General features: G+C 69.4%; 21 protein-coding genes. 5 read left to right on the top strand and 16 right to left on the bottom strand.

The features are described 5' to 3' along the window. Positions 1 to 62 precede the first annotated feature (62 nt). The 4 genes from ASF45_RS08700 to ASF45_RS08715 all read right to left on the bottom strand — a co-directional run bounded on the left by ASF45_RS08700 (position 63) and on the right by ASF45_RS08715 (position 4,924). The gene (locus ASF45_RS08700) at positions 63 to 1,790 is read right to left on the bottom strand and encodes a cation acetate symporter (RefSeq protein WP_056660070.1); all 1,728 of its coding nucleotides are present in this window, start codon (positions 1,788 to 1,790) and stop codon (positions 63 to 65) included. Next, positions 1,787 to 2,104 carry a DUF485 domain-containing protein gene (locus ASF45_RS08705; RefSeq protein ID WP_056660363.1) on the bottom strand — a complete coding sequence of 106 codons (318 nt, stop codon included), beginning with the start codon at positions 2,102 to 2,104 and terminating at the stop codon, positions 1,787 to 1,789. Before ASF45_RS08705 ends, ASF45_RS08700 begins: the two co-directional genes overlap by 4 nt. A 100-nt stretch (positions 2,105 to 2,204) precedes the next feature. Further along, complete coding sequence (locus ASF45_RS08710; protein ID WP_056660073.1) at positions 2,205 to 2,951, bottom strand: response regulator transcription factor; 747 nt, start codon at positions 2,949 to 2,951, stop codon at positions 2,205 to 2,207. Next, on the bottom strand, positions 2,948 to 4,924 hold the full coding sequence (locus ASF45_RS08715) for a PAS-domain containing protein (protein ID WP_056660076.1): 1,977 nt from the start codon (positions 4,922 to 4,924) through the stop codon (positions 2,948 to 2,950). The genes ASF45_RS08710 and ASF45_RS08715 overlap by 4 nt, the downstream gene beginning before the upstream one ends. 171 nt (positions 4,925 to 5,095) lie before the next feature. Between ASF45_RS08715 and acs the strand changes: the two genes are divergently transcribed. Continuing rightward, complete coding sequence (gene acs, locus ASF45_RS08720; protein ID WP_056660079.1) at positions 5,096 to 7,060, top strand: acetate--CoA ligase; 1,965 nt, start codon at positions 5,096 to 5,098, stop codon at positions 7,058 to 7,060. Positions 7,061 to 7,200: 140 nt separating this feature from the next. Continuing rightward, positions 7,201 to 7,689 carry a hypothetical protein gene (locus ASF45_RS08725; protein ID WP_156472911.1) on the top strand — a complete coding sequence of 163 codons (489 nt, stop codon included), beginning with the start codon at positions 7,201 to 7,203 and terminating at the stop codon, positions 7,687 to 7,689. Positions 7,690 to 7,701: 12 nt separating this feature from the next. Here the strand turns inward: ASF45_RS08725 and ASF45_RS08730 are convergent, their stop codons facing one another. The 8 genes from ASF45_RS08730 to dapC are packed head-to-tail and all read right to left on the bottom strand — an operon-like array spanning position 7,702 to position 15,790. Beyond that, positions 7,702 to 8,229 (bottom strand): hypothetical protein, encoded by a 528-nt coding sequence (locus tag ASF45_RS08730; protein WP_056660085.1) that lies wholly within the window; start codon positions 8,227 to 8,229, stop codon positions 7,702 to 7,704. Between the two features lie 5 nt (positions 8,230 to 8,234). Beyond that, complete coding sequence (locus ASF45_RS08735) at positions 8,235 to 8,483, bottom strand: GlsB/YeaQ/YmgE family stress response membrane protein (RefSeq protein WP_056660089.1); 249 nt, start codon at positions 8,481 to 8,483, stop codon at positions 8,235 to 8,237. 60 nt (positions 8,484 to 8,543) lie between these two features. Beyond that, a complete protein-coding gene (locus tag ASF45_RS08740) occupies positions 8,544 to 10,502 on the bottom strand; it encodes an ABC-F family ATP-binding cassette domain-containing protein (protein ID WP_056660366.1) in 1,959 nt (652 codons plus the stop codon). Positions 10,503 to 10,539: 37 nt separating this feature from the next. After that, entirely contained in the window at positions 10,540 to 11,409 is an 870-nt protein-coding gene (gene prmB / locus ASF45_RS36350) for a 50S ribosomal protein L3 N(5)-glutamine methyltransferase (protein WP_056660092.1), read from the bottom strand. Continuing rightward, entirely contained in the window at positions 11,406 to 12,563 is a 1,158-nt protein-coding gene (dapE, locus tag ASF45_RS36355) for a succinyl-diaminopimelate desuccinylase (RefSeq protein WP_056660095.1), read from the bottom strand. The genes prmB and dapE overlap by 4 nt, the downstream gene beginning before the upstream one ends. Before the next feature lie 4 nt (positions 12,564 to 12,567). Next, positions 12,568 to 13,710: a PilT/PilU family type 4a pilus ATPase gene (locus ASF45_RS08755; RefSeq protein WP_056660098.1), complete on the bottom strand. Its 1,143-nt coding sequence runs from the start codon at positions 13,708 to 13,710 to the stop codon at positions 12,568 to 12,570. Positions 13,711 to 13,733: 23 nt separating this feature from the next. Continuing rightward, positions 13,734 to 14,567 carry a 2,3,4,5-tetrahydropyridine-2,6-dicarboxylate N-succinyltransferase gene (gene dapD, locus ASF45_RS08760; protein WP_056660101.1) on the bottom strand — a complete coding sequence of 278 codons (834 nt, stop codon included), beginning with the start codon at positions 14,565 to 14,567 and terminating at the stop codon, positions 13,734 to 13,736. Continuing rightward, complete coding sequence (gene dapC, locus ASF45_RS08765; protein WP_056660104.1) at positions 14,564 to 15,790, bottom strand: succinyldiaminopimelate transaminase; 1,227 nt, start codon at positions 15,788 to 15,790, stop codon at positions 14,564 to 14,566. Before dapC ends, dapD begins: the two co-directional genes overlap by 4 nt. A 110-nt stretch (positions 15,791 to 15,900) precedes the next feature. Here dapC and ASF45_RS08770 point away from each other — a divergent pair, with 110 nt between their 5' ends. Next, on the top strand, positions 15,901 to 16,563 hold the full coding sequence (locus ASF45_RS08770; RefSeq protein ID WP_162243976.1) for a response regulator transcription factor: 663 nt from the start codon (positions 15,901 to 15,903) through the stop codon (positions 16,561 to 16,563). A gap of 7 nt (positions 16,564 to 16,570) precedes the next feature. After that, a complete protein-coding gene (locus tag ASF45_RS08775; RefSeq protein WP_056660110.1) occupies positions 16,571 to 18,370 on the top strand; it encodes a hybrid sensor histidine kinase/response regulator in 1,800 nt (599 codons plus the stop codon). On the opposite strand, the gene ASF45_RS08780 is transcribed toward ASF45_RS08775, so the two are convergent. Beyond that, positions 18,324 to 19,595: an MFS transporter gene (locus ASF45_RS08780; protein WP_162243977.1), complete on the bottom strand. Its 1,272-nt coding sequence runs from the start codon at positions 19,593 to 19,595 to the stop codon at positions 18,324 to 18,326. The two genes, ASF45_RS08775 and ASF45_RS08780, sit on opposite strands and share 47 nt — an antisense overlap. A gap of 133 nt (positions 19,596 to 19,728) precedes the next feature. On the opposite strand from ASF45_RS08780, the gene ASF45_RS08785 reads away from it, so the two are divergent. Further along, positions 19,729 to 20,448 (top strand): helix-turn-helix transcriptional regulator, encoded by a 720-nt coding sequence (locus ASF45_RS08785; RefSeq protein ID WP_056660113.1) that lies wholly within the window; start codon positions 19,729 to 19,731, stop codon positions 20,446 to 20,448. A 15-nt stretch (positions 20,449 to 20,463) separates the two neighbouring features. On the opposite strand, the gene mmsB is transcribed toward ASF45_RS08785, so the two are convergent. The 3 genes from mmsB to ASF45_RS08800 are packed head-to-tail and all read right to left on the bottom strand — an operon-like array spanning position 20,464 to position 23,640. Beyond that, positions 20,464 to 21,348: a 3-hydroxyisobutyrate dehydrogenase gene (gene mmsB / locus ASF45_RS08790; protein ID WP_056660116.1), complete on the bottom strand. Its 885-nt coding sequence runs from the start codon at positions 21,346 to 21,348 to the stop codon at positions 20,464 to 20,466. A gap of 25 nt (positions 21,349 to 21,373) precedes the next feature. Then, positions 21,374 to 22,489, bottom strand: coding sequence for an enoyl-CoA hydratase/isomerase family protein (locus ASF45_RS08795; protein ID WP_056660119.1), 1,116 nt, complete (start codon positions 22,487 to 22,489; stop codon positions 21,374 to 21,376). After that, entirely contained in the window at positions 22,486 to 23,640 is a 1,155-nt protein-coding gene (locus ASF45_RS08800) for an acyl-CoA dehydrogenase family protein (protein WP_056660122.1), read from the bottom strand. Before ASF45_RS08800 ends, ASF45_RS08795 begins: the two co-directional genes overlap by 4 nt. Positions 23,641 to 23,642 lie beyond the last annotated feature (2 nt).

The following is a 23,642-nucleotide window of genomic DNA, read 5'->3' on the forward strand; positions in this document are numbered from 1 at the left end:
GCAGGCCGTGGCCGCTGGTGGCCTCCGCGAGATGGCCGTCAGGACGCGGAACACGGACGCGGTCAGTGCGCCGAGGCTGCCGAAGCCCCCAGCCCGGTCTCCGAGCGCACCTGCTGCGCCGCGAACAGCGCGCGTTCCTTCTCGGCCTGGCGGCTCTTGTCAAGCACCGAGAACAGCCAGATGCCGACGAAGCCGATGGTCATCGAGAACAGCGCGGGCGAGGCGTAGGGGAAGGGCGCCGAGCCCACCGGGTGGCCCAGCGTGGCCTCCCAGACCGAGGGCGACAGGATCGTCAGGCCGACCGAGGAGATCAAGCCGAGGAAACCGCCGATGACGGCGCCGCGCGTCGTGCAGTCCTTCCACATGATCGACAGGAACAGCACCGGGAAGTTGGCCGAGGCCGCCACCGCGAAGGCCAGCGAGACCATGAAGGCGATGTTCTGCTTCTCGAACGCAATGCCCAGCACCACGGCCACCACGCCCAGCGCCAGCGTGGTGATGCGCGAGACGCGCAGCTCGGAGGTGCTGTCGGCCTTGCCGTGCTTGATCAGCGTGGCGTAGATGTCGTGCGAGACGGCCGAGGCGCCCGACAGCGTGAGCCCGGCCACCACCGCGAGGATGGTGGCGAAGGCCACGGCCGAGATGAAGCCGTAGAACACGTTGCCGCCGACCGACTTGGCCACCAGCACCGCCGCCATGTTCGACGCACCGGCGCCGCCGTGGATCACGCCCGTCACGGTGTCGGCGAACTCGGGGTTGGTCAGCACCAGCGTGATCGCGCCGAAGCCGATGATGAAGATCAAGAGGTAGAAGTAGCCGATCCAGACCGTGGCCCAGCCCACCGACTTGCGCGCTTCCTTGGCGTCCGGCACGGTGAAGAAGCGCATCAGGATGTGCGGCAGGCCGGCCGTGCCGAACATCAGCGCCATGCCGAAGGAGATCGCCGAGATCGGGTCCTTCACGAAGCCGCCCGGGCCCATGATGGACAGGCCGATGGTGGCCGCCTCCTGCGGCGTCTTGCCGGTGTTGGACGCGATCTGGGTGCGCACCTCGACCGACCTGGCGAACAGCGCCTCGGGTGAGAAGCCGAACTGCGCCAGCACCATGATGGCCATGAAGGTCACGCCCGACAGCAGCAGCACGGCCTTGATGATCTGCACCCAGGTGGTGGCCGTCATGCCGCCGAACAGCACGTAGACCATCATGAGCACGCCCACGATGACCACGGCCACCCAGTAGTCCAACCCGAACAACAGCTTGATGAGCTGGCCCGCGCCGACCATCTGCGCGATCAGGTAGAAGGCCACGACCACCAGCGTGCCGGAGGCCGCGAACGCGCGGATCGGGCCCGGCTTGAAGCGGTAGCCGGCCACGTCGGCGAAGGTGAACTTGCCGAGGTTGCGCAGCCGCTCGGCCATCAGAAAGGTCAGGATGGGCCAGCCGACGAGAAAGCCAATGGCGTAGATCAGCCCGTCGTAGCCGGTGGCCATGACGGCCGCCGAGATGCCCAGGAAGGACGCGGCCGACATGTAGTCGCCCGCGATGGCCAGGCCGTTCTGGAAGCCCGTGATGCCGCCGCCCGCGGTGTAGAAGTCGGAGGCCGACTTGGTGCGGCCTGCGGCCCACTTGGTGATGTAGAGCGTCGCCAGCACGAAGACCGCGAACATGCCGATCGCGATCCAGTTGGTCGGCTGCTTGGCGGCCTGGCCGACGTCGCCGCCGGCGGCCTGTGCGAGGCCTGCACAGGCGGCCAGCGCCAGTGCGAGGAACGTGTTGCGGCGCGTGTTCATTGCGTGGCGTCCTTCAGGATCTGGGCGGTCTCACGGTCGTACTCGCCGTTGGCGCGGCGGATGTAGAGCAGCGTGATGAGGATGGTGAAGACGATGACCCCCAGGCCGATCGGGATGCCGATGCTCGTGACACCGCTGCCGATGGCCCGGGCCAGGAAGGGTTTGTCGAAGGCGATGAGTCCGATGTAGCCGTAGTAGACGGCCAGCATCAGGACCGTGAGCGTCCAGCCGAAGCGGTTGCGTTTGCGCCGCAGCGCCTGGTATTGGGGGTGGGACTGGATGCGTTGCACCACATCCGTCGGGGCCTTGGCCATGCTTGTCTCCAGGTAGTGTTCCTGGAGCGCATCTTCTGCGTGGCGCGCGCGCTTGCGGTGGCGGCGCAATCATTCGTCATACGCGGCCGCGAGATCGTGCTTACTCCCAGCTGACATCGGCCGCGAACAGGTAGCCCGCGCCATAGACGGTCTTGATGATGGCGGGCTCGTGCGGGTCGGGTTCGATCTTCTTGCGCAGGCGCGAGATGCGCACGTCGATGCTGCGGTCGGTGGGCGAGAGGTCGCGCTCGCCCATGAGCTGTTCGCGCGTGAGGATCTGGTGCGGGCGCTCGACGAAGCAGCGCAGCACCTGGGTCTCGGCCGTGCCGAGCAGATGTTCGCTGCCGTCGGGCGCGCGCAGCACATTGGCCGCGCAGTCGATGCGCCAGCCCAGGAAGTTGGCGTAGCGGCGCTGGCCCGGTGCGCTGCCTGCGGCCGCGCCGCGGCGGCGCAGGATGCTGCGCACGCGGGCCACGAGTTCGCGCGACTCGAAGGGCTTGGTCACGTAGTCGTCGCCACCGAGTTCCAGGCCCATCACGCGGTCGGCCGTGTGGCCTCGGCCGGTCAGGATCAGCACGCCGGCGCTGGAGGCCGCGGCAATGCGGCGCATGAGGTCCAGGCCGTCCATGTCGGGCAGGCCCAGGTCGACGATGCACAGGTCGGGCTTCTCGAACTGCAGCCGGCGCAGCACGGCACCGCCCGTGCCGAACACCTCGCAGGCGAAGCCGAAGTCGCGCAGCGCGGTCAGCACGAGCCTGGCCACGTCGGCATCGTCCTCGATGACGTAGACCAGGGCGGGCGGGGCGCTGGCGTCGTTGCCGGTGCGGTGGTGTGTCTCGGCACTCATGTTCTTCCTTGTTCGATGGCCGCTGCCAGCTGCTCCGTGGTGAAGGGCTTGCGCAGCAGCGGGCTGCCCGCATCGCGGGGCCAATCGTCGGGCACGTTGCCGGTCATGATGACCACGGCCTTTGCATAGTGGCCCGCGCGTGCGGCCCGGGCCAGCTGCACGCCGTCCAGCGGGCCGGCCATCACGAGGTCGGTCAGCACGAGCGCGATGTCGGGCGTGGCCGCCAGGAGTTTCTGCGCCTCGGCCAGGCGCTCGGCTTCCAGCACCACGTAGCCGAGCTCCAGCAGGTTGCGCCGCACCACGCGGCGCACCTGGGCGTCGTCGTCCACGAGCAGGGCCAGGCCACGCTGGCGCGTCGCGGCGCGCGCGGCGGGCTGCGCCAGTCGCGGCGCCTCGGCCGGGGCCTGTGCGGCTGGCAGCCAGACCGACACCGTCGTGCCCTCGCCGGGCGCGCTGCGCACGTCCACGGCGCCACCGGACTGCTTGATGAAGCCGTAGACCACGGCCATTCCGAGGCCCGTGCCGCGGCCGCCGCGCTTGGTCGTGAAGAAGGGCTCGAACAGGTGGGCCAGGGTGTGGGCGTCCATGCCGGTGCCGTTGTCCTGCACGTCGATGCGGATCGCATCGCCGGGCGACAGTTGCAGCGGCAAGGCGGCAGCCGCATCGATGCGCGTGGCGCAGGCGCGCAGGCGGATGCGCGCGGCGGGCCCCTGCGCTTCGCAGGCGTCGCGCGCGTTAAGCACCATGTTGATGAGGGCCTGCTCGAGCAGCGTGGGGTCGATCCAGGTCCACAGCGGCTCGCTGCCGGCGTCGATCTCCAGCTGCAAGGAGTCGGGCAGCACGCGGCGCACCAGACCGGCCACGGTGGCGAGCAGGGCGCCTACGCTGACCGAATGGGCCTGCAGCGGCTGGCGCCGCGCGAAGCTCATGAGGCCCTTGACGAGGTCGGCGCCGCGGCGTGCGGCCCCCAGTGCGGGCAGCACGTACTCCTGCGTGGCGGCATCCTCGGGCTGGCTGCGCGCGAGCGCGTCCAGGTTGCCGATGACCACGGTCAGGATGTTGTTGAAATCGTGCGCCAGGCCGCCCGTGAGGTGTGTCAGCGATTCGAGCTTGTGCGCGCGCGCCAGCAGCACCTGGGCACGGCGCTCCTCGGTGATGTCGAAGGTCAGCTCGAAGCAGCCGCTCACGCTGCCGTCGCCCGCGCGTTCGGGCACCAGCGAGGTGCGCACGATGCGATGTTCGCCGTGGGCGGTCTGCAACTCGTACTCGAAGCTCTGGGACTGCCCGCGCAGCGCGCGCAGCACGCGCGGCCGCACGCCCGCGTAGACCGCATCGCCGAGGAAGGCGCGGGCGCTGGCCCGGTCCGGCGCACCGGTGTCGACGCCGAACCAGTCGTGGTAGGCGCGGTTCAGGTAGCGGTAGGTGCGGCCGGCATCGAAGAAGCCCACGGCGGCGGGGATCGAGTCCATCACCAGGCGCATGCGCTGCTCGCTGCGCTGCAGCTCGGCCGTGCGTTCGGCCACGCGGGCTTCCAACTGTTCGGTGTGGGCGCGGATGGTGGCTTCCGCATGCCGTTCGGCCGTCACATCGGAGTACAGCGTCACGAAGCCATGGCCGGGCACGGGCTCGCCCCGGATGCGCAGCACCTGGCCGCCCGGCCGCGTGCGCTCGATCTCGTGCGCGCGAAAAGCCCGCGCGGCCGCCACGCGCTCGGCCACGAGCGCGGCCGCGTTGCCGGGGCCGTACTCTCCGCGCTCGGCGTTGTAGGCGATGAAGCTCTCGAACGGCGCGCCCACGTAGCCCATGGCCTGCGGAAAGTCGAGCAGCTTCAAGTACGCGCGGTTCCAGGCCACGAGCTTGAGGTCGCGGTCGAAGATGGACAGGCCGCGGTCCAGCAGGTCCAGGCCGGCCTGCAGCGTCAGGTAGCGTGCGAGCGGCGCGCTGGCGTCGGAGGACGGGTCGTGGGTGGGCATGGCGTCGGCCCGAGCGTAACGCCTGCGACGGCATCGGGGCATGGTGCAAACATTTGTTAAGTTTGGGGCACGGTCGTGCAACGTTCCTGGTAGATGCTGGTGGCCAATGTGACGGGCGATGTGATGCAATCGTCCCGTTCCAACCATCCGCATCGTGCACCAGGAGACGAGATGACCGAAGCCACCGCCCAGTACGCACCGCCGCCGGAGCTGGCCCGCAATGCCCATGTGTCCGGCCGAGCGGCCTACGACAAGCTGGTGGCCCAGGCCGAGACCGACCCCGAGGGCTACTGGGGCAGCCTGGCGCGCGAGTTCATCAGCTGGCAGCACCCGTTCACCCAGGTGCTGGACAGCAGCCAGGCGCCGTTCTTCAAGTGGTTCGCCGACGGCACGTTGAACGTCTCATACAACTGCCTGGACCGCAACGTCGAGCGCGGCCTGGGCGCCAAGACCGCACTGATCTTCGAGGCCGACGACGGTCAGGTCACCAAGGTCAGTTACAGCGATCTGCTGGAGCGCACCTGCCGCATCGCGAACGGGCTCCGCTCGCTGGGCGTGCAAAAGGGCGACCGCGTCGTCATCTACATCTCCATGTCGATCGACGGCGTGGCGGCCATGCAGGCCTGCGCGCGCATCGGCGCCATCCATTCCGTGGTGTTCGGCGGCTTCTCGGCCCAGGCGCTGCGCGACCGCATTGCCGACACCGGCGCCTCCATCGTCATCACGGCCGACCAGCAGGTGCGCGGCGGCAAGCAACTGCCGCTCAAGGCCATCGTCGACGAGGCCATTGGCCTGGGCGGCTGCGAGAGCGTGCGCAACGTGCTGGTGGCCCGCCGCACAGGCGGGGCCGTGCCATTCCTGGCGCCGCGCGATCTCTGGCTGGCCGAACTGACAGAGGGGCAACCGTCCAGGTGCGAACCCGAATGGGTCGAGGCCGAGCACCCGCTGTTCCTGCTCTACACCTCGGGCTCCACGGGCAAGCCCAAGGGCGTGCAGCACTCCACGGGCGGCTACCTGCTGCAGGCGGCCGTGACCACCAAGTGGACCTTCGATTTGAAGGACGACGACGTGTTCTGGTGCACGGCCGACATCGGCTGGGTCACGGGCCACAGCTACATCACCTACGGGCCGCTGGCGCTTGGCGCGACCGAGATCGTGTTCGAAGGCGTGCCGACCTACCCGGACGCGGGCCGCTTCTGGAAGATGATCCAGGACCACAAGGTGACGGTGTTCTACACGGCGCCGACCGCGATCCGCTCGCTGATCAAGGCCGCCGAAGGCAACGAGACCGTGCACCCCAAGCAGTACGACCTGTCCAGCCTGCGCATCCTGGGTTCGGTCGGCGAGCCGATCAACCCCGCCGCCTGGGAGTGGTACCACGCGCACGTGGGCGGTGGCCGCTGCCCCATCGTCGACACCTTCTGGCAGACCGAGACGGGCGGCCACATGATCACGCCGCTGCCGGGCGCCACCACGCTGGTGCCGGGCTCGTGCACGCTGCCGTTCCCGGGCATCGCTGCCGCCATCGTCGATGAAACGGGCAACGACGTGCCCCACGGCCACGGCGGCATCCTGGTCGTCAAACGCCCCTGGCCCGGCATGATCCGCACCATCTGGGGCGATGCCGAGCGCTTCGTCAAGAGCTACTACCCGCCCGAGCTCAAGGGCTACTACCTGGCCGGCGATGGCGCGATCCGCGACGCGCAGACCGGCTACTTCACGATCACGGGCCGCATCGACGACGTTCTGAACGTTTCGGGCCACCGCATGGGCACCATGGAGATCGAGTCGGCCCTGGTGGCCAAGACCGATCTCGTTGCCGAGGCGGCCGTGGTCGGCCGGCCCGACGACACCACGGGCGAGGCGGTCTGTGCCTTCGTCGTGCTCAAGCGCCCGCGCCCGCATGGCGAGGAGGCCAAGCAGATCGCCAAGGAGCTGCGCGACTGGGTGGCCAAGGAGATCGGCCCGATCGCCAAACCCAAGGACATCCGCTTCGGCGACAACCTTCCGAAGACGCGCTCGGGCAAGATCATGCGGCGGCTGTTGCGCTCCATCGCCAAGGGCGAGGCGATCACACAGGACACCAGCACGCTGGAGAATCCGGCCATCCTGGAGCAGTTGGCCCAGCCCAACTGATTCGACAAGGACTGTTCAAGGGTCTTGCGCAGGCCACCCTGAATCCGGTAAAACCCTTTGTTTGCTGCACTGCGTTTCGCCACCGTGGCGCGAACGCAGGCTTTGCAGAAACCGCGCACACCTAGCGCTCGGGGGATTCAATGTCTGAACTGGTCATGGCCCTGGGCGGCGGCGCTGCGGTGTTCGTGTTGTGGCGCCTCGTGCGGCCGCGCGTTGATCCGGCCGGTGACCTGTATGCGCTGGCCGTTTCGGACTTCGGCGCCGGGGCCGGCAGCGATGCGCAAGCCGCCGACCTGCACCACTGGCAGGCCCTGGGCCGTTTCGATTTCGCGGTCACCGACACAGAGCGCCACCAGGCCGTGCTGCGGGCGGCGCTGGCCGAACTCGGCCCCATGTGCATGGCGACCCTGCATGCGCCCAGGGAGGTGGGCGGCCGGGTCGAGGTGCGCGTTGGTGGCCACCGCGTGGGCTTTCTGTTTGATGGCGATGCCTCGCGCTTCCAGCGCCGCCTGGCCTACGAGAGCCGGCCGGGCCAGACCAGCCAGTGCGGTGCCCGCATCGTGGAGGCCGTCGAAGGCAACCGGCAGACCATGACCATTCTGCTGGACCTCAAGCCGTTCCGGCATTGAGGCGCACGGCGCTCAGGCGCGGCCTGGCAGCAGCAGCCTCTTGCGCGGCGTGGGTTCGGGCAGCACGAGTTGCGCCTCGCGCGACACGCGCACGCAGTCCTTGAGATGTTCCTCGCCGAGGAAGCGGATCGCGCTGTAGCCGACCAGCGCCGAGATCGCCTGGCCCGCGAACGGCACGTACTTGGCGGCCTGCTTGGCGGTGAGCCGCATGCCCACGGCGGCAGCGGCCTTGAGCACGAGGTCGCGCGTGATGAACTTGCCGATCAGCACGGAGCCGACCATGTTGACGGCTTTTTGCACCTGGTCGCGCTGGCGCGGCTCCAGGCGCTCGATCTGCTCGGGCGTGAGGCCGAATTCGGCGCTGACCGCGGGAATCAGGCGCGACAGCACAGCTGCATCGACGGCCCAGTCCAGGCCCGGCACCGGCACGGCACTGGCGGCCGCAGCGACCATGGCCTTGCCGTGCAGCAGGCGCCGGCCGCGCCGCACGGCGGCGAGCAGCCGCTCGTCGCCCTGGGCCAGTTCCAGCGCCGTGGCCATGGTGCTTACTTGCCCTTGACCATCCCGTAGACGAGCAGCAGCACGACGGCACCGACGATGGACGCGATCCAGCCGGCTGGATCACCCTGCGCGTACCAGCCCATCTTCTGGCCGGCCCAGCCCGCGAGGAGCGAGCCCGCGATGCCCAGGATGGACGTCATGATGATGCCCAGCTTGTCGTCGCCAGGCTTGAGCGCACGGGCCAGCAGGCCCACGATGAAGCCGACGATGATGGTGCCGATCAAAGAGAACATGGTGTATGCAATGAAAGTGGAAGGCCGCAGCAATGTACATGAAGCCCGGCCGGCCGCTTGTCAGGAAGTTTCCAATTGCTCGGACAGTCCGAGCCACTCTTCTTCCTGCGCGCTCAGTTGCGCATCGACCTGCTTGAGCCGGCGGCCGGCCTCGGCGATCTCGGCCGGCGGCAGCGGCTGGGTGAGCCGTTGTTCCAGCGCCGCCTTCTCCTCGGTGAGCGCGGCCATGCTGCGGTCCAGCTTCTCGATCTGCTTCTTGATCGGGCGCAGGCGTTCGTTCTGCTCCTGGCGGCTCTGGGCGTCCTGCTTGCGCTGGACGGCGGCCGGTGCCGGCGCGGCGGCGGCCTTGGGCGCGGGTGCTGCCTTGAGCTCCTCGCGCAGGCGCTTGGATTCCTCGAGCAGGTAGCGCTGGTAGTCGTCCAGGTCGCCGTCGAAGGGTTCGACGCCGCCGCGCGAAACCATCCAGAACTCGTCGCAGACCGAGCGCAGCAGGGCCCGGTCGTGACTGACCAGCATGACCGTGCCCTCGAACTCGTTGAGCGCCATGGCCAAGGCCTCGCGGGTCGCCAGGTCCAAATGGTTGGTCGGCTCGTCGAGCAGCAGCAGGTTGGGGCGCTGCCAGACGATCATGCACAGCACCAGGCGCGCCTTCTCGCCACCGCTCATGCTGCCCACGGCCTGCTTGACCATGTCGCCGCTGAAGTTGAAGGTGCCGAGGAAGCTGCGCAGGTCCTGCTCGCGCGTGGCCTGGCCGGCCAGCCTGCCCGCGGCCGTGGTTTCCTTGACGAGCTGGATCATGTGTTCCAGCGGGTTGTCAGCCGGGCGCAGCACGTCGAGTTCCTGCTGCGCGAAGTAGCCAATGTTCAGGCCCTTGCCTTCGGTGATCTGGCCTTCGATGGGCTGCAGTGCACGCGCCACCGTCTTCACCAGCGTCGACTTGCCCTGCCCGTTGGCGCCCAGGATACCGATGCGCTGGCCGGCCAGCACCGATTTGTTGACCTTCTGCACGATCACCGTGGGCGGCGTGCCAGCGGGCGCGTCGCCTGGCGGCGGGTAGCCGAAGGTGCAGTCCGCCATCGACAGCATCGGGTTAGGCAGGTTGGCAGGCTCTTTGAACTCGAAGCTGAACTCGGCCTCGGCCAAGAGTGGCGCGATCTTCTCCATGCGGTCCAGCGCCTTGACGCGGCTCTGCGCCTGCTTGGCCTTGCTGGCCTGGGCCTTGAAGCGGTTGATGAACTTCTGCAGGTGGGCGATCTTGTCCTGCTGCTTGGCGAACGAGGCCTGCTGCAACTCCATCTTCTCGGCGCGCATGTCCTCGAACTTGGTGTAGTTGCCGCCGTAGCGGTTGAGCTTGGCGGCCTCGATGTGCACCGTCACGTCGGTGATCGCGTCCAGGAACTCGCGGTCGTGGCTGATCACCAGCAAGGTGCCCATGTAGCGCTTGAGCCAGGCTTCCAGCCAGACCAGGGCGTCCAGGTCCAGGTGGTTGGTCGGCTCGTCGAGCAGCATCAGGTCGGACGGACACATCAGCGCACGCGCCAGCTGCAGACGCATGCGCCAGCCGCCCGAGAAGCTGTTGACCGGGTTGTCGAGTTCGGTGGTCTTGAAGCCCAGGCCGAGGATCAGCGCCTGCGCGCGCGCCTGGGCATCGCCCGAGCCGGCGTCGTACAAGGCCATGTAGGCATTGGCCATGCGCTCGCCGTCGTCGGAGGCTTCGGCGGCGGCCACCTCCTGTTGCGCGGCCAAGAGCGTGGTGTCGCCCTCGATCACGAAGTCGGTGGCGCTCTGCTCGGTCTCGGGCATGTCCTGCGCCACCTGGGCCAGGCGCCACTGCGGCGGCACGTAGAAGTCGCCGCCGTCTTCGTGCAGCGTGCCGTTGAGCAGCGCGAACAGCGTGGATTTGCCAGCGCCGTTGCGGCCGACCAGGCCGACCTTCTCGCCGGGGTTGATGGTGACGCTGGCGCTGTCGAGCAGCACTTTGGCGCTGCGGCGCAGGACGACGTTCTTGAGGGTGATCATGGTGAACCGGATCACCACGCTGCGGTGATCGAAAGGATTAAAGGAGGCCGAGTGCTTCGCGCGTCACCAGCAGCACCTGGTCTGCGCCAGCGCTGGTGTCCAGCCACACGACTTCGAGGGCAGGGAATGCAGCCTCGAAGTAGGGGCGCTCATTGCCGATTTCCAGCACCAACACCGCGAAAGGGGCCATTTTCGCAGAAAGCTCCTGCAGCAGCCTGCGCACGAAGTCCATCCCGTCTTTCCCGCCTGCCAGCGCCAGCGTCGGCTCGGCCTGGTATTCGGCGGGCAGGGCGGCCATGCTGGCGCTGTTGACGTAGGGCGGATTGCACAGCACCAGGTCGAATGGGCCGGACACGCCGGCCAGTCCGTCAGATTCAATGAGCGTGATGCGGTCGGCCAGCGCGTGTTTGTCCACGTTGATGCGGGCCACGGCCAGCGCGTCGGGCGACAGGTCGGCAGCCTCCACTTGAACGTCGGGCCAGGCCATGGCCGCCAGCACCGCCAGGCTGCCGTTGCCCGTGCACAGGTCCAGCACGCGGTGCGTGTGTTCGCCCAGCCAGGGGTCGATGCTGCCATCGGCCAGCAGTTCGGCGATGAAGGAACGCGGCACGATGGCGCGCTCGTCCACGTAGAAGGGCACGCCCTGCAGCCAGGCCTCGTGCGTGAGGTAGGCCGCAGGCTTGCGGCTGGCGATGCGCTCGTCCAGCAGCGCATCGACCTGGGCCTGGCCGTTGGCGTCCACACGCTGCTCGGCCACATCGTCCAGGGCATCCAGCGGCAGGCCCAGGCGCCACAGCACCAGCCATGCGGCCTCGTCGAACGCGTTGAGCGTGCCGTGGCCGAAGGCCACGCCGGCCTGCTCCAGCCGCGTGGCCGCGGCCTCGATGGTCTGCAGGACGGTGCTCACCGCAGCGACCGGTCCAGCCGCTCCAGCACGCCGCGGTAGATGTTCTTGAGCGGTTCGATGTCGGCCACGCGCACGTTCTCGTCGATCTTGTGGATGGTGGCGTTGGGCGGGCCGAGTTCGATGACCTCGGGGCAGATCTGGGCGATGAAGCGGCCATCGCTGGTGCCGCCCGTGGTCGACAGTTCCGTCGTCAAGCCGGTCTCCACCGTGATCGCCTCGCGCACGGCGTCGACCAGCGGGCCCGGCGTGGTCAGGAACGGCAGGCCGCCCACGGTCCAGTCCAGCCGGTATGCCAGGCCATGGCGGTCCAGCACTTCGCGCACGCGCTGCTGCAGGCCTTCGGCCGTGGACTCGGTGCAGAAGCGGAAGTTGAAGTCGATCACCACCTCGCCCGGGATCACGTTGCTCGCACCCGTGCCGCCGTGGATGTTGCTGATCTGGAAGCTGGTCGGCTGGAAGAAGGCGTTGCCCTGGTCCCAGGTGGTCGCGGCCAGCTCGGCCAGCGCCGGCAGCGCCTGGTGGATCGGGTTGCGCGCCAGCTGCGGATAGGCGATGTGGCCCTGGATGCCCAGCACCGTGAGCTTGCCGCCCATGGTGCCGCGCCGGCCGTTCTTGACCATGTCGCCGGTCTGCTCGACCGAGGTCGGCTCGCCGACGATGCACCAGTCGATGCGCTCGCCGCGCGCACCCAGCCGCTCGCAGACCACCACCGTGCCGTCGCGCGCCGGGCCTTCCTCGTCGCTGGTCAGGAGCAACGCAATCGACAGCGCGGGCGCGGGCGTGGCGGCGAGGAATTCCTCGGTGGCGACGACGAAGGCGGCCAGCGAGGTCTTCATGTCCGCGGCGCCGCGGCCATAGAGCCGGCCGTCGCGGTGCGTGGGCGTGAACGGGTCGCTGGCCCACTGCGCCAGCGGGCCGGTTGGCACCACGTCGGTGTGGCCAGCGAAGACCAGCGTGCGCGCAGCGGCAGCGCTGCCGGCGCGGCGTGCCCACAGGTTGGTCACTCGGAAATCTGCCGGGCCGCTGACGATGGACTCGCAGGCGAAGCCCAGCGGCGCCAGGCGCTCGGCGATCAGGGCCTGGCATCGGCCGTCTTCGGGGGTGATGGAAGGCTGGGCGATCAGTTGCTCGGCCAGGCGCAGGGTGGAATGCATGGGATCAGTTCTTCACGTCCAGCGTGATCTCGGTGAACGAGGGTTCGTCGTCCGGCACGGCGGGTGCGGTGGCCGCTGCGCCGCGCGTGAAGTCGTTCTGCAGCCGCCACATCAGGTTGGTGGCCGAATCGGCGTGGGACAGGCCTTCCTGGCGCTCGATCACGCCCTCGGTGATGAGCCGCGCGATGTCGGCCTCGAAGGTCTGCGAGCCTTCGGCGATGGACTTCTCCATGGCCTCCTTGACGCCGGAGAAGTCGCCGCGCTCGATCAGCTCGGACACCAGCGCGGTGTTCATGAGCACCTCCACCGCCGGCACGCGGTCGCCGCGCACGGTGCGCAGCAGCCGCTGGGAGACCACTGCCTGCAGCACGGCGCCCAGGTCGCCCAGCATGGTGGGGCGGACCTCGACCGGATAGAAGTTCAGGATGCGGTTGAGCGCCTGGTAGCTGTTGTTGGCGTGCAGCGTGGCCAGGCACAGGTGGCCGGTCTGGGCGTAGGCGATGGCCGCCGACATGGTCTCGCGGTCGCGGATCTCGCCGATCAGGATCACGTCGGGCGCCTGGCGCAGCGCGTTCTTGAGAGCGACCTGCAGCGACTGCGTGTCGGTGCCGATCTCGCGCTGGTTGACGATAGACTTCTTGTTCTTGAACAGGAACTCGATCGGCTCCTCGATGGTCAGGATGTGACCGCTCTGGCGCTCGTTGCGGTGGTCCATCATGGCCGCCAGCGTGGTCGTCTTGCCGGCGCCCGTGGCGCCGACCACGAGCAGCAGGCCGCGCCGGCGCTGCACCAAGTCGGCCAGCACGGCGGGCACCTTGAGCGACTCCAGCGTGGGGATCTCGGTGTTGATGTAGCGCACCACCACCGCGTAGCTGCCGCGCTGGCGCATGGCGCTGACGCGAAAGCGCCCGACGCCGCTCAGCGACACCGCGGCATTGAGTTCGCCGGTGCGGTCGAGCTCCTGGATCTGCTGCGCAGAGACCACCTCGGCCAGCAGCTTGACGGGCGCGTCGAACGGCAGCACCTGGCTGTTGATCGGCACGGTCAGGCCGTTGATCTTCAGCTGCGCGGGCGCGTTGGCCGACAGGAACAGGTCGGAGGCCTTCTTCTCCTGCATCAGGCGCAGGATGCGTTCCATCGTGCTCATGGTCGGGCCTCCGGGTGGCGCACTCAATCGCGCAGCAGGTCGTTCAGGCTGGTCTTGGCGCGGGTCTGCGCGTCCACGGTCTTGACGATGACGGCGGCGTAGGTCGAGTAGTCGGTACCGTTGGCGGTCTTCTTGTGCAGGGCGCCGCTGATCACCACGCTACCGGCCGGCACGCGGCCGTAGATGATCTCGCCGGTGTCGCGCTTGAAGATCGGCGTGCTCTGGCCGATGTACACGCCCATGCCCAGCACCGAGTTCTCTTCGACGATCACGCCTTCGACCACTTCGGAGCGGGCGCCGATGAAGCAGTTGTCTTCGATGATGGTCGGGTTGGCCTGCAGCGGCTCCAGCACGCCGCCCAGGCCCACGCCACCCGAGAGGTGCACGTTCTTGCCGACTTGGGCGCAGCTGCCCACGGTGGCCCAGGTGTCGACCATGCTGCCTTCGTCCACGTAGGCGCCGATGTTCACGTAGCTGGGCATCAGGATGGCGCCCTTGGCGACGAAGCTGCCGCGGCGGGCCACGGCCGGCGGCACCACGCGCACACCGGTGGCCTTCATCTCCTCGGCCGACAGGTGCGAGAACTTGGTCTGCACCTTGTCGTAGAAGCCGAGCGCGCCGGCCTGCATGACCTCGTTGTCCTTCAGGCGGAAGGACAGCAGCACGGCCTTCTTGATCCACTGGTGCACGGTCCACTGGCCCACGCCTTCGCGCGTGGCCACGCGCAGCTTGCCGTTGTTGAGCTCGGCGATCACGTGCTCGACGGCGTCCTGCACCTCCTTGGGGGCGGATTGGGGCGACAGGCTGGCCCGGTTCTCCCAGGCGTTGTCGATGGTGGTTTGAAGCTGTTGGCTCATGCTGTTTGCGGTCTCGATTGGATGAATTGAACGATGCGCTGCGCGGCTTCCACGCATTCGGCGGTCTCGGCCACCAGGGCCATGCGCACGCGTCCCTGGCCGGGGTTGAGGCCTGCGGCCTCGCGTGCGAGGTAGCTGCCGGGCAGGACCGTCACATTGTATTGAGCGAGCAACTCGCGGGCGAAGCGCGCATCGCTGCCCTCGGCCGCTTCGCCCGGGCGCAGCGGCACACCGGCCCACAGGTAGAAGCTGGCATCGGGCAGGCGCACGTCCATCACTTCGGACAGGAGCGGCGTGACGGCCGCGAACTTCTCGCGGTACAGCGCGCGGTTGGCCCGCACGTGGGCCTCGTCGTTCCAGGCCGCGATGGAGGCCGTCTGCACCACCGGGCTCATGGCGCTGCCGTGGTAGGTGCGGTACAACAGATACTGCTGGATCAGCGCGGCGTCGCCCGCGACGAAGCCCGAACGCATGCCCGGCACGTTGCTGCGCTTGGACAGGCTTGTGAATGCCACGATGTTGCGCAGGTCGCCGCGGCCCAGCTGCGCCGCGGCCTCCAGGCCGCCCAGCGGCGGAATGTCACCGAAGTAGATCTCGCTGTAGCACTCGTCCGAGGCGATCACGAAGCCGTGCCGGTCGGACAGTTCGAACAGCTTGCGCCACTCGTCCAGCGGCATCACCGCGCCCGTGGGGTTGCCGGGCGAGCAGACGTAGAGCAGCTGGGTGCGGGCCCAGACCGCCTCGGGCACGCTGTCCCAGTCGACCGCGAAGTTGCGTTGCGGGTCGCTCGGCGCGTAGTAGGGCTCGGCGCCAGCCAGCAGGGCTGCGCCCTCGTAGATCTGGTAGAACGGATTGGGGCAGACCACGGTGGCACCCGGCCGCGTCGGATCGACCACGGTCTGCGCGAATGCGAACAGGGCCTCGCGCGAGCCGTTGACGGGCAGCACCTGGGTGGCGGCGTCCAGCGCCAGGCCATAGCGGCGCTGCAGCCAGCCCGTGAAGGCGGCGCGCAGCGCAGGCGTGCCGGCCGTGGGCGGGTAGCCGGCCAGGCCCTCGCGCAGGTCACCGGCCAGCGCGGCCTGGATGAAGGGCGGGGTCGGGTGCTTGGGTTCGCCGATGCCCAGGCTGATGGGGCGCAGGCCGGGCGGTGGCGTGACGCCGGCAAACAACTGGCGCAGCCGTTCGAACGGGTAGGGCTGCAGGCGGGCGAGCAGGGGATTCATGGGGCGCGATTATCGGGGCGCGCCTGCGGGCCGGTGCGGCCATGACCCCGGTCACCGGCCCCGGCACGCGCCGCTGGTCAGCCGCAGGGCTTGTTGGTATGTTCTGCGCCATGTCTGCTCCCCTGACGGAACCCGTGCCCATGGCCGGCGTGCAGCGCCTGCTCGTGATCGACGACCACGCGCTGGTGCGCATGGGCGTGCGCACGCTGGTCATGCAGCAGTTCGCCGACAGCTATGCGGTCGAGGAAGCCGGCACGCTGGAGCAGGGCCTGGCCCGGCTCGCCCAGGCGCAGGGGCGCATTGCGCTGGTGCTGCTGGATCTGCAGCTGCCCGATGCCAAGGGCTTTGCCGGCCTGCGCATCCTGCGGCGCGACCATCCCGGCGTGCCCGTGGTGGTGCTCAGCGGCGCGCAGGACCTGCGCATCCGCGAGGAGGCGCTGCGCCTGGGCGCGCGCGCCTACATCGGCAAGTCGGCCGATGCGGGCGCGATGGACGCCTGGGTCGAGGTGCTGCGCGAGCATGCCGATGGCCCGCCGCAGCTGTCCGTCCCGAGCGCACCACCGGGCGCGGCCGCGCTGCGCACGGCCCAGGGCCTGGGGCTGAGCCCGCGCCAGGTGCAGGTCCTCGAACTGCTGCTGGCCGGCCTGGACAACCAGGCCATCGCCACGGAGACGGGGTTGACGCTGGGCACGGTCAAGAACTGCGTGTCCTCGGTCTTCCTGGGCTTCAACGTGCGTTCGCGCGCGGAGCTGCTAGGCATGTTCCCCACCTGAGCCCGACATGCCCAAGGCCGCGGCCTGGCAGCGCCTGCTGCTGCACGAGGAACTCGTCGATGCGGAGCGCGGCGCCGACACGATGCGCCCGGTACGGCGCGCCCAGCTCGAGCTGCTGCTGCAGAAATTCAGCCTGGCCGCGTCCATCGCAGCCGCGCTGTACGCGCTGGCACTGTGGGTGCTGTTCTACGTGCTGGCACCGTCGCCGCGGGTGCTGGTCTGGGCGGCGCTGGTGCACGGCGTGCAGGCGCTGCGCTACACCCACACGCGCCGGCTGCTCGCGCGCGGGCCGGTGCCCGATGCCGAACTGGGGCCGGAGCTGCACCGCCAGACCCGGCTGCTCTGGATGCTGGGCGGCGCCTGGGCCATGGCGCCCTGGTTGCTGATGCGCCACGGCGACACCGCCTCCATGGCGCTGATGGCGGTGTTCATCGTCGGCATGGTGTCCAGCGCGGCCGCGGTGCTGAGTTCGCACCGGCAGACGGTCGCTGCCTTCGTCGTGCCGGCCATGTGCGGCCTGGTGCTGGCGCTGGCCTGGTCGGGCGGGCTGATCGGCTGGATCATGGCGCTGGCGCTGGCGCAGTACAGCTCCACACTGGTCAAATGGACGGCGCAACAGGTGGACCTGCTGGTCGACTCGCTGCAGGTGCGCTTCGACCGCGAAGATCTGGCGCAGCGCCTGGCGGAGCAGGTCGAGCGCGTGGAAGCCGGCAGCCGCGAGAAGACGCGCTTCCTGGCCTCGGCCAGCCACGACCTGCGCCAGCCGCTGCACGCGGTCTCGCTGTTCACCGCAGTACTGGAGCATGGGCTGGCCCAGGGGCCGCAGCACGAGACGGTGGCGCGCCTGGCGCATTCGGTGCGCATGCTCGGCACCTCGCTGGACGGCATGCTGGACGTGTCGCGGCTGGATGCGGGCGCCGTGCAGCCGCGCATCGAGACGCTGGGCGTGCACGCGCTGTTTGTCTCGCTGCAGAACACCTATGGCGTGCGGGCACAGGAGAAGGGCCTGCGCCTGCGCATCCGCGCACCGGGCGACCTGCATGTGGCCAGCGACCGCTTGCTGCTCGAGCGCCTGCTCGGCAACCTGCTGGACAACGCGCTCAAGTACACGGAGCAGGGCGGCGTGCTGGTCGCGGCGCGGCCGGCGCACCTGCCGGACGGCGGCCAGGCCGTGCGCTTCGAGATCCTGGACACCGGGATCGGCATCGCACCGGCCCAGCAGGCCCAGGTCTTCGAGGAGTTCTACCAGGTCGGCAATCCGCAGCGCGACCGTGCCCAGGGCCTGGGGCTGGGCCTGTCCATCGTGCGGCGGCTGTCGGCACTGCTGCAGCACCCGGTGCAGCTGCGTTCGCGCCCGGGCCGGGGCACGCGCTTCGGCGTGCTGGTCAGAGCCGTGCCGCCGGTGGCATCGTCAGGCGCCGTGCTGCCGCCGCATCCGCGCCGGCCCGTGCAACTGCCTGCGCATGTGCTGGTGCTCGACGACGAGGCCGTCAGTGCCATGGCCATGGCGTCCTGGCTGTCGGCCCAGGGCTGCCGGGTGCGCTTGGCGGCCGACGTGCCGGCAGCCAGGCTGGCGCTGCGGCAGCATCCGGAGATCAGCACCGTGGTGGCCGATTTCCGCCTGCCGGGCAGCGAGAGCGGGCTGGACTTCCTGGTGGAGGTGCGTCTGAAGCTGCCCGAGATGCGCGGCCTGCTCGTGACGGGCGAAACCGCGCCCGAGCGCATCGCCGCCATCCGCGCCAGCGGGCTGCCCTGCCTGTTCAAACCGGTGCAGCCAGAGCAACTGGTCGAGGCGCTGGCGCGCTGACGACGACCACGGCGGCCGAAGCCTGCAGCACGACGATCACGAAGAAGCAGGCGCCATAACCGGTTGCCGCGGACGGCCCAGCGTGCGGCCCGGCGGCAACCAGGACGGCCAGCGCGGCGGGGGCGAACGCGTACAGCGCCTGCGACAGCGCCACGCTGCGCGCGACCACGCGTGGCACATCGGCAGGCGCGAACTCCGCCTGTGCGATCAGCGGCGGCAGCGAGGTGGCGTTGCCGATGCCGAGCCCGAACAACACGGCGCCGCAGGCCAGGAGCGCCGGGTGCTCTATGCCTGCCCACCACAACAGCAGCGTTCCGGTGGCTTGCACGGCGTAGCTGGTCGCTGCGGCGCGGCGCCGGTCGGCCCACCGCGTCAGCAGCCACGCCATGGCGAAGCGGCCGGCCATGCCGCAACCGGTGGCCAGCCCCATGGTCCAGCCCGCCTGCCGGGTGCCCAGGCCGGCTGCGAGCCATGAGAAGAGCTGGGAGATCAGCCCGATCTGCGCGAAGAGGCCCAGAGCCATGGCTGCGGCCAGTGTCACGAAGCTGCGGTCGCGCCACAGCGTGGTACGTACGGCCACGGCACCGCTGGCGCGGAGCAGCGGCGCCGGCACGGTGGCCGGAACCTGGCCCGCGGGAACGCAGGCAAGTTCCCGGCTGGCGATGGACAACACCACGCTGACCATGGCGAGACCGACCAGCGTGGCCGCCGCAGGAAAGCCAGCGCGGTCGATCAGAAGCACCCACAGCGGCGTGAAGACCATGCCGCCGACGCTGGCGCCGTTGTAGGCCTTGGCCAATGCCAGCGGCCGCGTCGCGGCGAACCAGGGCGAGACGATCGCATGGATGCCTGCGGCGCCCATCGGCACCCAGCCCGCGCCGGTGCACATGGCCGCCACGAAGAGTTGCCAGGGGGCGGCTGCTGCAGCCCAGCCGAGCACCCCTGCTGCCAGCAGCACGGCCCCAGCCACGGTCGCGGCAGGGATCCCGATGCGCCGGTGGATGGCAGGAAGGCTGGCGGCGACGCCGGCACCGAACAGGAAATGGCAAGTCAGCGCGGCACTGACCAGTGACAGCGGCCAGCCGGTGCGCTCCGGCACCGCATACAGGAAGACCGGCGGCCCGTAGAAGCCCACGCCCCAGCCGAACAGCGCCAGCACGAACGCCGCGCGCACGACGGTGCGGCCATGGCAAGGGGGCGAAAGCGGGAAGAGGGTGGGCGGCATGGTGTGGGCAGCGCGGTAGGCGGGACAGCCCGCGATGTGCTCGATGCTGCGGTACGGGCCAGCCGCGATGCTTCGCTGCGGAACGAAGTGTCCGGCTGGCGCCTTGGGATACGCTGGCAGTCGGAGCGACACCATGAACACCAACCAGATTGCCCGGATTGCCTCCCTGCTCGGCGAGCCCGCACGCGCGGCGATGCTGCTGCAGCTGATGGATGGCCGCTGGCTCACCGCGACCGAACTGGCCGGGGCCGCCAGCGTCTCGCCGCAAACCGCCAGCCGCCATCTGGCCCAGTTGGTGGCGGCAGGCCTTTTGCACATGGAACAGCGGGGCCGGCACCGCTACCACCGGCTCGCCTCGGGCGAAGTGGCCAAGGTGCTGGAGAGCCTCATGCAGATCGCGGGCGCGGTGCCGCTGCAGCGGCCCGTCGTGCCCGGCCCGCGCGAGCCGGCGATGCGCATGGCCCGCATGTGCTATGACCACATCGCCGGCCGCCTCGGGCTGGCCATTGCCGAACGGCTGCAAGCCGACCAGGCGATCGAATTCGATGGGGAGGCCGGCCTCGTCACCGAGCGGGCCGGGCCGGTGCTGGCACGCTGGGGCCTGTCGCTGGCATCCAACGAGCCGCCGACGCGGCGTGCCCGGCCGTATTGCCGTCCCTGCCTGGACTGGAGCGAACGCAAGCCCCATCTCGCCGGCCGACTCGGCGCGATGATTTGCGCGCACTGCCTGGACCAGGGGTGGCTGAGCCGCAAGGCCGGCAACCGGGCCCTGGCCATCTCGGCGCGTGGTGCAGCCAGCTTGCGCGACCTGCTAGGCCTGCAGGCCTGGCGGCAGGTGACGGATGAAGCCTGACTGGCGGCCTGAGCTTCAGCCCTTTTGCACCATCTTCAACACGCTGGAGAAGTCCAGCGCGCCATGCCCGGCAAGACTGTGTGCCGCATACAGGTTGCGCGCCAAGCCACCCAAGGGCGTAGAGGCGCGCACGGCAGCGGCGTTCTCCTGCGCCAGGCCCAGATCCTTGAGCATGAGGTCCGTGCCGAAGCCACCCGCATAGTTCTTGGAGGCGGGCGCGGTCTCCATCACGCCCGGCATGGGGTTGTACTTCTCGAGCGCCCAGTTGCCGCCCGAGCTGCGGCGCATGATCTCGGACAGCACCTTGGGGTCCAGCCCATTGGCCACGCCCAGCGCCAGCGCCTCGGAGGTGCCGATCATGAGGATGCCCAGCAGCATGTTGTTGCAGATCTTGGCAGTCTGGCCGGCACCGGCATCGCCAGCGTGGAAGATGTTGGTGCCCATCTTCTCGAGCACGGGGCGCGCGCGCTCCAGGTCTGCCGTGCTGCCGCCGACCATGAAGGTCAGCGTGCCGGCGATGGCGCCGCCGGTGCCGCCCGAGACCGGGGCATCGAGCACGGCAATGCCGCGCTTGCGGCCTTCCTCGGCCACCTTGCGCGAGCTCGCGGCCGCGATGGTGCTGCTGTCGATGACCAGCGTGCCGGGCGCGATCCTGGCGAGCAGTCCGTTGTCGCCAAGGTACAGCGCCTCCACATGCTGGCTGGCCGGCAGCATGCTGACCACGACTTCGGCGCCGTCCAGCATGGCGGCCGCCGTGGCAGCGATGGCCAGGCCGTCGGCCGCGTACTTCTTGCAAGCCGCTTCCGAAAGGTCGAAGCCGCTGACCTGGTGGCCGGCCTTGTGCAGGTTCATGGCCATGGGGCCGCCCATGTTGCCGAGGCCGATGAAGGCGATCTTCATGTGCTTGTCTCCGTAGGTTGAATGTCTAGACGAGGCCGACCAGCTCGGGCGCCATCTCGCCGCGCGGGCGCAGGTGGTCCTCGACGAAGGCCGGCGTGATCTCGGCAAGGCTGGCCGGGCTCCACTTCGGATTGCGGTCTTTGTCGACCAGCACGGCGCGGATGCCCTCGGCGAAGTCCTTGTGCGCGCAAAAGCCCAGCGAGGCCCAGTACTCCAGCCGGAACACTTCTGCCAGCGACATGCGCGGCACGCGCTGCCACAGTGCGAAGCTCAGCGCGATGGAGCTCGGCGCGCCCTTCGCGAAGGCCTTGGCCGCACCCTGCAGCCAAGCGTCCTCGCTCTGCAGAGCGTTCAGGCGTGCGGCGATGTCGAGGAGGTCGTCGCCGGCCATCAGGGCGTTGATGGTGTCGAAGTGCTCGCGCAGCTTGGAAGCCGGCGCTTGCGCACCTTCGCCCGCAGCGATGAGCAGGCGCGAGAGCAGGGCGCGGTTGGCCGCGGCATCGTTGCCCCAGTCGGCAGCGGCGATGTCGGCCAGCACGTTCGGCTTGCGCTCGTGCGGCACCAGGTGGTCGGCCTGGCCCACGAACAGCGCGTCGCTGGCGTTGAAGTTGGCGGCCGTGAGCGCCAGGAACAGGCCCGTGCGGCCCGGCATGCGGCGCAGGAACCAGCTGCCGCCCACGTCGGGGTACAGGCCGATGTGGATCTCGGGCATGGCCAGCCGGCTCTGCGGCGTGACCACGCGGTGCGAGGCGCCGGCCAAGAGGCCGATGCCGCCGCCCATCACGATGCCGTGGCCCCAGCACAGGAAGGGCTTGGGGAAAGTGTGGATCAGGTAGTCCAGCTCGTACTCTTCGCCGAAGAAGCGCTCGGCATACTCGTTGCGGGCCGGGCCGCAGTCCAGCAGCGTCTGGTACAGCTGGCGCAGGTCGCCGCCGGCACAGAACGCCTTCTCGCCGGCCGCGTCGAGCAGCACGCCGACGATGCCGTCGTCCTGGGCCCAGGCCCGCAGCTGCGGTGTGAGCAGCCGCACCATGGCCACCGAGAGCGCGTTCAGCGAGGCCGACGCGTTGAGCGTGGCCACGCCGAAGCGCTTGCCGTTCTGGGCTTGGATTTCGTTGAAGAGAACCACGGCTTCTGTCATTGGATGTCCACGTCGCTTTCGAGCAGTTTGCGCGCCACGATCAGGCGCATGATTTCGTTCGTGCCTTCGAGGATCTGGTGCACGCGCGTGTCGCGCACCAGCCGCTCCAGCGGGAATTCGCCGAGGTAGCCGTAGCCCCCGTGCAGTTGCAGCGCGTCGTTGCAGACCGCGAAGCCCGCGTCCGTCGCAAAGCGCTTGGCCATTGCGCAATAGGTGCTGGCGTCGCGGTGGCCGGCGTCAAGCTTGCTGGCGGCCAGGCGCACCATCTGGCGCGCCGCCACGAGTTCGGTCGCCATGTCGGCGAGCTTGAACTGAAGGGCCTGGAAGCTGGCCAGCGGCTTGCCGAACTGCTGGCGCTCGTGCAGGTAGCGGCGTGCCGCGTCCAGCGCGCCCTGGGCTGCGCCGACCGAGCAGGTGGCGATGTTGATGCGCCCGCCGTCCAACCCCTTCATGGCGATGCGAAAGCCTTCGCCTTCGGCCCCGAGCAGGTGGTCGGCCGGCACGCGCACGTTGTCGAAGGCGATGGTGCGCGTGGGCTGGCTGTTCCAGCCCATCTTGTGCTCCTTCTTGCCGTAGGAGACGCCGGGTGCATCGGCCGGCACCGCAAAGGCCGAGATGCCGCCCGCGCCGCCGCCGCCCGTGCGCGCCATGAGCACCAGCACGTCGGTGGCGCCAGCCCCCGAGATGAAGGCCTTGCCGCCGTTGATGACGTACTCGCTGCCTTGCAGCTCGGCGCGCGTCTTGAGGTTGCCGGCGTCCGAGCCCGCGCCGGGTTCCGTCAGGCAGTAGGAGGCGAGCTTGCGGCCGCTGGTGAGGTCCGCGCCCCAGCGCTCGCAGACGGCGCTCTGGCCCCAACTGCCCAGCATCCAGGTCGCCATGTTGTGGATGGTGATGAAGGCCGTGGTCGATGGGTCCACGGCCGCCATCTGCTCGAACACCAGCGTGGCGTCCAGCCGCGGCAGCGCGAGGCCGCCGATGCGCTCTGGCGCGTACAGGCCGCAAAAGCCCAGGTCGCCGGCCTTGCCGATGGCTTCGCGCGGGAAGGTCTGCTCGCGGTCCCACTGCGCCGCGTGCGGCGCCAGTTCGTGCGTGGCGAATTCCCGGGCCGTGTCGGCGAAGGCCTGTTGATCTTCCGAAAGCTCGAAGTCCATGG

It is taken from the genome of Pseudorhodoferax sp. Leaf265, from assembly GCF_001422365.1.
GTDB lineage: Bacteria > Pseudomonadota > Gammaproteobacteria > Burkholderiales > Burkholderiaceae_C > Pseudorhodoferax.

Coding starts and splice junctions, on each gene's coding strand:
- ASF45_RS08700 (WP_056660070.1), bottom strand. CDS start 1,790: ATGAACACGCGCCGCAACACGTTCCTCGCACTGGCGCTGGCCGCCTGT.
- ASF45_RS08705 (WP_056660363.1), bottom strand. CDS start 2,104: ATGGCCAAGGCCCCGACGGATGTGGTGCAACGCATCCAGTCCCACCCC.
- ASF45_RS08710 (WP_056660073.1), bottom strand. CDS start 2,951: ATGAGTGCCGAGACACACCACCGCACCGGCAACGACGCCAGCGCCCCG.
- ASF45_RS08715 (WP_056660076.1), bottom strand. CDS start 4,924: ATGCCCACCCACGACCCGTCCTCCGACGCCAGCGCGCCGCTCGCACGC.
- acs (WP_056660079.1), top strand. CDS start 5,096: ATGACCGAAGCCACCGCCCAGTACGCACCGCCGCCGGAGCTGGCCCGC.
- ASF45_RS08725 (WP_156472911.1), top strand. CDS start 7,201: ATGTCTGAACTGGTCATGGCCCTGGGCGGCGGCGCTGCGGTGTTCGTG.
- ASF45_RS08730 (WP_056660085.1), bottom strand. CDS start 8,229: ATGGCCACGGCGCTGGAACTGGCCCAGGGCGACGAGCGGCTGCTCGCC.
- ASF45_RS08735 (WP_056660089.1), bottom strand. CDS start 8,483: ATGTTCTCTTTGATCGGCACCATCATCGTCGGCTTCATCGTGGGCCTG.
- ASF45_RS08740 (WP_056660366.1), bottom strand. CDS start 10,502: ATGATCACCCTCAAGAACGTCGTCCTGCGCCGCAGCGCCAAAGTGCTG.
- dapE (WP_056660095.1), bottom strand. CDS start 12,563: ATGCATTCCACCCTGCGCCTGGCCGAGCAACTGATCGCCCAGCCTTCC.
- ASF45_RS08755 (WP_056660098.1), bottom strand. CDS start 13,710: ATGAGCACGATGGAACGCATCCTGCGCCTGATGCAGGAGAAGAAGGCC.
- dapD (WP_056660101.1), bottom strand. CDS start 14,567: ATGAGCCAACAGCTTCAAACCACCATCGACAACGCCTGGGAGAACCGG.
- dapC (WP_056660104.1), bottom strand. CDS start 15,790: ATGAATCCCCTGCTCGCCCGCCTGCAGCCCTACCCGTTCGAACGGCTG.
- ASF45_RS08770 (WP_162243976.1), top strand. CDS start 15,901: ATGTCTGCTCCCCTGACGGAACCCGTGCCCATGGCCGGCGTGCAGCGC.
- ASF45_RS08775 (WP_056660110.1), top strand. CDS start 16,571: ATGCCCAAGGCCGCGGCCTGGCAGCGCCTGCTGCTGCACGAGGAACTC.
- ASF45_RS08780 (WP_162243977.1), bottom strand. CDS start 19,595: ATGCCGCCCACCCTCTTCCCGCTTTCGCCCCCTTGCCATGGCCGCACC.
- ASF45_RS08785 (WP_056660113.1), top strand. CDS start 19,729: ATGAACACCAACCAGATTGCCCGGATTGCCTCCCTGCTCGGCGAGCCC.
- mmsB (WP_056660116.1), bottom strand. CDS start 21,348: ATGAAGATCGCCTTCATCGGCCTCGGCAACATGGGCGGCCCCATGGCC.
- ASF45_RS08795 (WP_056660119.1), bottom strand. CDS start 22,489: ATGACAGAAGCCGTGGTTCTCTTCAACGAAATCCAAGCCCAGAACGGC.
- ASF45_RS08800 (WP_056660122.1), bottom strand. CDS start 23,640: ATGGACTTCGAGCTTTCGGAAGATCAACAGGCCTTCGCCGACACGGCC.